We start from the raw sequence: 6443 nt of genomic DNA, 5'->3' as shown, positions 1-6443 counted from the left end.
GCGTGAAGGGCTTCTCCGTGCAGCGCCGGCGCAGCCACTCGGCATGCGCGCCGGCGATCTTCTTCGGCTTGTGCCCACCCATCTGGCCGGGCGCCACACTGCCCGTCTCATGGTGGCGCTGCAGCCATTTGACCGCCGTGCTCACCGCAACCCCGAAGCGCTCCGCCGCCTGATGGCGCGACAGCCCGCCCTCAAGCACCGCCGCAACCACCCGCTCGCGCAGATCCATCGAATAAGGTCGACCCATCCATGCTGGCCTCCGTCTCCAGCCAGCATGTTGAATCAGATTGGCGCCTCCGATGGAATCCTCTTCCGATTCTGCCGAACTTCATCCCGCTCTAAAGTGCAGATCCCCAACGACTATCTGGAGCGCGTCTATGCCGGCGTTCTTGGCAAGCTCATAGGCGTCTACCTGGGACGCCCCTTCGAGGGTTGGACCTACCAAAAGATCATGGAGAAGCTCGGCCCGATCGAGTACTTCGTCCATGATAGGCTGGGAGATCCCCTGGTGGTCACCGACGACGACGTCGCCGGCACTTTTACCTTCGTTCGGGCCCTTGAGGATTATGGCATCTCGCCCGACCTCACCGCAGAGGACATCGGGAAGGCCTGGCTCAACTACATTGTCGAGGAGCGCTCGATCCTGTGGTGGGGCGGCAACGGCAACTCCACCGAGCACACCGCTTGGCTCAACCTGCGTAAGGGCATCCCGGCGCCGGCCTCTGGCTCGATTGCCACCAACGGTCGAGCGGTCGCCGAGCAGATCGGCGCGCAGATCTTCATCGATGGTTGGGCGCTGGTCGCGCCAGGCCAGCCGCAGCTGGCAGCTCGTTTCGCCGAGCAGGCCGGCAAGGTCAGCCATGACGGCGAGTCCGTCTACGCAGCCATGCTGTGGGCGGCGATGGAAGCGGAAGCCTTCGTCTCCGCGGACATCGACCATCTGATCGACACTGGCATGTCCGTCATCCCCAGCGACTGCGAGATCGCCCAGCTGATCGGTGACATTCGCGCGTGGCACAAGGAGCATGAGGATTGGCGAGCCACCCGCGCCTTGATCGAGGAGCACTACGGCTACCACCGATATCCCGGCAATTGCCACGTCATGCCGAACCACGCGCTGATGATCATGGCCGTGCTCTACGCACCGGATGACTTTCAGAAGGCCCAGACGATCGTCAACACGTCCGGGTGGGACACCGACTGCAATGCCGGTAATGTCGGCTGTCTGCTGGGCGTCATGCACGGTCTGGAAGGGCTTGGCTCTGGTCCCGACTGGCGCGGCCCGATCGCCGACCGGCTGCTGATTTCTTCAGCCGATGGCGGCAATTCCATCAACGATGCGGTTCGCATCGCCTACTATCTCGCTAACCTCGGCTTGAAGTTGGCAGGCCGGCCGGAGATCGAGCCCCCGAAGGGCGGCGCCCGATTTCATTTCTCTCTGCCCGGCAGTCGGCAGGGGTTTCGCCCACAAGACGGCTTTGCCGCCAACCAGTCCGTGCGGCTTGATAACGTCGAGACCGCGGAGGGCCGGGCTCTGGCCATCGCGTTCGAGGCGCTGGCTCCAGGCCAGTTCGCAGCCGCGACCACGCCCGCCTTCGCGCCGCCCGAGACGTCCCGGATGCGGACCTATGCGCTGATGGCAACGCCGCTGGTCTATCCCGGCCAGACTATCCGCGCTCGCCTTCTCGCCCCCGCCGACAACGTTGGGAGCGTCCAGGCCGCGCTGCGCATTCGCACTTATGACGGCAATGACGAACTGGTGGATATGGATGGCGCTTCGCAGGTTCTAGAGCCCGGCCGCGACGCCATTCTGGAATGGCGCTTCGCAGGTTCTAGAGCCCGGCCGCGACGCCATTCTGGAATGGAAGCTTCCCGAGGTCGGAGGCCAGCCAATTGCCGAAGTCGGCATCGTGTTGACGGCGGCGGGACGCAAGGCCGATGGCCGTGTGCTTCTCGATTACCTTCGCTGGGAAGGCAGCCCCGCCCTGACGCTCAAGCGCCCGGAGGGTAACGGTGAATTCTGGCGCAAGGCGTGGGTCAACGGCGTCAGCTTCTTCTCCAAGAACTTCCCGACGAGCTTCCGGATCTCCCAATCCTCCGGCGAAGGCATCGTCATCCACGGCACTCGCGACTGGACAGACTATCGGGTGTCGACCGAACTGCGGGTTCATCTGGCCAATCACGCCGGGGTGGCGCTGCGAGTCCAAGGACTTACGCGCTACTACGCCGTCCGGTTCACCCGGCAGAATCGGCTCGAGATCGTCCGCGTTCGTGATCAGCGGACCGAGGTTCTGGCCGAAAAAGAGTTTCCCTTCGTCATGGAAGAGGCGATCCCCGTGGCGGCCAGCGTGACGGGCCGGACGATCCGGGCGACCGTCGGCGGCGTGGTGATCGAGGCGATGGACGACAGCGCCGACGCCATTGCTTGCGGCGGTATCGGCCTTCTCGTCCATGAGGGTGCCCTGTCGACCGATTCGGTCACGGTCGCTCCGGCCTAAGGCGACGGGCAGTCTTGCAGGCGGCGACCGCGCTGCGGTTTGCCGCCAATCGCATTCATCGTCCATTGCAGGTTCGGTGGTGGCTCGTGCCGGCCGCGCCTGCGCCAACGGGAGGCAGATATGGCCCCGGTCTCAATCAAAAACGTGAAAAAGAACTATGGCCGCGTCACCGTGATGGACGATGTCTCCATACCCATTGAGGATGGCGAATTCGTCGTCCTGGTTGGACCTTCGGGCTGCGGCAAGTCCACGCTGTTGCGCATGATCGCCGGCCTCGAGGACATCACCGGCGGGACGATTTCGATCGGCGACAGGGTGGTCAACGACCTGCCGCCGAAGGCTCGTGATATCTCGATGGTGTTTCAGAACTACGCGCTTTACCCGCATATGACGGTCGCTGAGAACATGGCGTTTTCGCTGACGCTGGCGAAGGCTTCAGCGGAAGAGAAGCGGCGCAAGGTCGCCGACGCGGCGGACATACTGGGGCTGACGCCGCTTCTCGACCGATACCCGCGGCAACTGTCCGGCGGCCAGCGCCAGCGCGTGGCGATGGGCCGCTCGATGGTACGCAACCCGCAGGTCTTCCTGTTTGACGAACCGCTCAGCAATCTCGACGCCAAGCTGCGTGTCGCAATGCGGGCGGAGATCAAGGCGCTGCACAGGCGCCTCGGCTCGACTATCATCTACGTCACCCATGATCAGGTCGAGGCGATGACCATGGCCGACAAAATCGTCGTGCTTCAAAACGGCCACGTGGAGCAGGTCGGCGCGCCTCTCGCTCTTTATGACAGCCCGGCGAATCGCTTCGTCGCCCAGTTCATCGGCTCACCGTCCATGAACCTGCTCAAGGCCCGGAGCCGCGGTGATCAGCTGCTTCTGGCCAATGGCGCGCCTTCCGGCCTGCCTCTGCCCGCGGGCCTGACCGAAGGCCGAGAGATCCTGGTAGGCAAGCGGCCGGAACACATGGCGCTGGCCGACGATGGGATCGAGGCACTGGTGAAGGTGGTTGAGCCGACCGGATCGGAACTCTTCGTCTCCGCCGATTGTGCCGGCTCGGAGATTACCTGCGTCTTCCGCGAGCGCCTGAATATTCGTGAAGGCGAGCATCTGCGGCTGAGCCTAGGCAGCGGTCCGACCTACTATTTCGATGCCGAGACTGGCGCCCGCCTTTAGGAGGCTGGTCCCATGATCATCGATCAGCGCACCCCTTGCGACGCGCCGCCTCTTGGGTCACCAAGAGACCGCGTCATTTAGGAGTCGCCACTCATGCAGCCGTCCCGAGACATCAGTCGTCTGATCGAGATCATGGTGGCGTTGCGCAATCCGTCCGGCGGCTGCCCATGGGATGTGGTCCAGACATTCGAGACCATAGCGCCTTTTACCATAGAGGAAGCCTATGAGGTTGCCGACGCCATTGAGCGAGGCAGCCCCGAGGATCTGCGCGAGGAACTCGGCGATCTTCTGCTCCAGGTCGTCTATCATGCGCGGATGGCGGAAGAAGCCGGTCTGTTTGCGTTCGGCGATGTCGTTGAAGCCGTCACCAAAAAAATGATCCGGCGCCATCCCCATGTCTTCGGTGATGTCGACGCCAGAAGCCCTGATCTCGCGCAGGAGCAGTGGGCGAGGATCAAGGCGGAGGAACGGGCGGAAAAGGTGGCGTTGCGCGCTGCGCGTCTTGCTGCGGAAGGCAGCAGCTCGTCTGAGGTCGACGATGGTCCCTCCTTGCTCGACACAGTCCCGCCCGCCCTCCCCGCCCTCACGCTGGCGCTGAAGATCCAGGAGAAGGCGGCGACCGTCGGCTTTGACTGGAAGGAAGCAGCGCCGATCCTGGACAAGCTGGACGAAGAGATGGAGGAATTTTCTCAGGCGGCCAAGGGCGGCGATCGCGACCGCGTCGAGGATGAGATGGGAGATCTGATCTTCAGCCTGGTCAATCTGTCACGCCATCACAGGGTCGACCCGGAAAAGGCGCTTCGCCGCTGTGTCCGCAAGTTCCGTGATCGCTTCGGTCACATCGAGAGAAGCCTGACGGCCGCTGGCCGCTCTCTCGATGAGGCATCCCTCGACGAGATGGAGGCTCTTTGGCAGGAGGCGAAGAAAGCCAAGAGAGGTTGAGCCTCCCTGGCTTCCGTTTGAACTGGACAGTCTCGGCTATTGAAGCCTCACCCCAGCGTAGCGGCGGGCTACCTCGCGCAATTCCGCCAGCGACTGGACGGTGATCTCGGCCGTCAGGGTCACCCCGCCGTCCTCACCGTCCTTGCGCGTTTCGACATTGGCGTGCTCGTACATCCAAGACACCAACGGCAGGCTTTCCGGCGATAGCTCGAGCGTCACATGGGCAAGCGTTCCCGCGATGCGTTGCTCGATGTCGGCGAGCAGTTCGGGTACGCCTTCGCCTGTCACGGCCGAGACGAGATGAACCCGCGCACGGTCGGAACGGGCGTCGGCCGCCGTCTCCAGATGCGCCCTTCCCGCCTCGTCGAGCCGATCGACCTTGTTCCAGATCTCGATGACCCGGCGCGCGTCAGCCGCATCGATCTCAAGATCGGCAAGAATCTTCCGAACATCCTCCGCCTGGGCCAGCGCGTCCGCGTCGGACATGTCGCGCACGTGGAGGATGAGATCGGCCTCGATCACCTCTTCCAGCGTTGCGCGGAATGCGGCGACAAGATGGGTCGGCAGATCGGAAATGAAACCGACCGTGTCGGAAAGGATGATTTCCGTGCCGTGCGGCAGCGCCACGCGCCGCAAGGTGGGGTCGAGCGTCGCGAACAGGAGATTCTTGGCGAAGACATCCGCACCGGTCAGCGCGTTGAAGAGGGTCGACTTGCCGGCGTTGGTGTAGCCGACTAGCGCCACGACCGGCTGCGGCACCTTCTTGCGCTTGGCACGATGGAGCGTACGGGTGCGACGAACCTGTTCCAGGTCCTTCTCGATCCGCTTGATCCGATCCTGAAGCTGGCGCCGGTCGGCTTCGATCTGGGTTTCGCCAGGACCGCCAAGGAAGCTGCCGCCGCCGCGCTGACGTTCGAGGTGGGTCCAGCTTCGAACGAGCCGGCCCCTTTGATAGTTGAGATGAGCCAGTTCCACCTGGAGGCGCCCCTCCTTGGTGCGAGCGCGCCGCCCGAATATCTCAAGAATTAGCCCGGTGCGGTCGAGCACCTTGGCGCCAAGCTCCTTCTCGAGATTACGCTGCTGGACCGGCGTCAAAGGGTGATCGAAGATGACGAGGTCTACTTCCTCGGCCTCCACCGCCTCCTTCAGTTCCTCCACCTTTCCCGTACCGATCAGCGTCGCCGAACGCGGCTTTCCGACCGGAATAATACCGGAAATGACGATGTCGAGATCGATCGCCGCTGCGAGTCCCAATGCCTCGGTAAGACGTTGCTCCTCGCCGCGCGGCGAAAACTCCGCCACGCCTCCCGCGTCATCGGTCGCCGGTCCCTGACGCAAAATGGGAACGAATACACCTGCCCGCGTCGGCGCCTGGCGGTGTTCAATGGGCCCTCTGGGCCCCGTCGAATTGCTTTCTTCCAATCAGGCTTTCCTGTCGTCTTCGCCTTCGTACATGTTCACCGGCTGCGACGGCATGATGGTCGAGATGGCATGCTTGTAGACCAGTTGGGAGTTGCCGTCTCGACGGAGCAGCACGCAGAAATTATCGAATGATGTCACCACACCCGTCAGCTTCACGCCGTTCACGAGAAAGATCGTGAGCGAGATCTTTTGCTTTCTGACCGTGTTGAGGAAGAGATCCTGAAGGTTTTGCAAGCGATCGGCCATAGCACGCTAGTCCTGATTTTATCCTATTGGCGGAGCCACGCCCTGACCATTCAGGGATGCCCCGCGTGTCGCATCCGGCACCGAGAAAGTCGATTGCCTCACCGGATACCAGCCGGAGATTGCACTCGCATGGACCATGAGAGCAAGGGAATATTCATTGCC

The 6443-nt window shown here is 62.9% G+C and carries 7 protein-coding genes; 4 read left to right on the top strand and 3 right to left on the bottom strand.

What is annotated here, in order from left to right; genetic code table 11:
- A partial coding sequence (locus tag B5D38_RS18340) for a helix-turn-helix domain-containing protein (protein ID WP_131829941.1) occupies positions 1-247 on the bottom strand: 247 nt, incomplete at its 3' end.
- 96 nt (positions 248-343) lie between these two features.
- Here B5D38_RS18340 and B5D38_RS18335 point away from each other — a divergent pair.
- The 4 genes from B5D38_RS18335 to mazG all read left to right on the top strand — a co-directional run bounded on the left by B5D38_RS18335 (position 344) and on the right by mazG (position 4613).
- On the top strand, positions 344-2011 hold the full coding sequence (locus tag B5D38_RS18335; RefSeq protein WP_245319362.1) for an ADP-ribosylglycohydrolase family protein: 1668 nt from the start codon (positions 344-346) through the stop codon (positions 2009-2011).
- A complete protein-coding gene (locus tag B5D38_RS22605) occupies positions 1947-2498 on the top strand; it encodes a hypothetical protein (protein ID WP_245319360.1) in 552 nt (183 codons plus the stop codon). The genes B5D38_RS18335 and B5D38_RS22605 overlap by 65 nt, the downstream gene beginning before the upstream one ends.
- 120 nt (positions 2499-2618) lie before the next feature.
- Positions 2619-3671 (top strand): ABC transporter ATP-binding protein, encoded by a 1053-nt coding sequence (locus tag B5D38_RS18330; protein ID WP_078709892.1) that lies wholly within the window; start codon positions 2619-2621, stop codon positions 3669-3671.
- Between the two features lie 93 nt (positions 3672-3764).
- The gene (gene mazG, locus B5D38_RS18325; RefSeq protein WP_078709891.1) at positions 3765-4613 is read left to right on the top strand and encodes a nucleoside triphosphate pyrophosphohydrolase; all 849 of its coding nucleotides are present in this window, start codon (positions 3765-3767) and stop codon (positions 4611-4613) included.
- A gap of 36 nt (positions 4614-4649) precedes the next feature.
- On the opposite strand, the gene hflX is transcribed toward mazG, so the two are convergent.
- Both hflX and hfq read right to left on the bottom strand, forming a co-directional pair.
- Positions 4650-6035, bottom strand: coding sequence for a GTPase HflX (gene hflX, locus B5D38_RS18320; protein ID WP_116002829.1), 1386 nt, complete (start codon positions 6033-6035; stop codon positions 4650-4652).
- Complete coding sequence (hfq, locus tag B5D38_RS18315; protein WP_078709890.1) at positions 6036-6281, bottom strand: RNA chaperone Hfq; 246 nt, start codon at positions 6279-6281, stop codon at positions 6036-6038.
- Between the last annotated feature and the right edge of the window lie 162 nt (positions 6282-6443).

The sequence above is a fragment of the Consotaella salsifontis genome, assembly GCF_900167365.1.
Taxonomy (GTDB): Bacteria; Pseudomonadota; Alphaproteobacteria; order Rhizobiales; family Rhizobiaceae; genus Consotaella; species Consotaella salsifontis.
The sequence above is the reverse complement of the archived record's forward strand: the minus strand, read 5'-3'. Positions and strand labels throughout refer to the sequence as shown.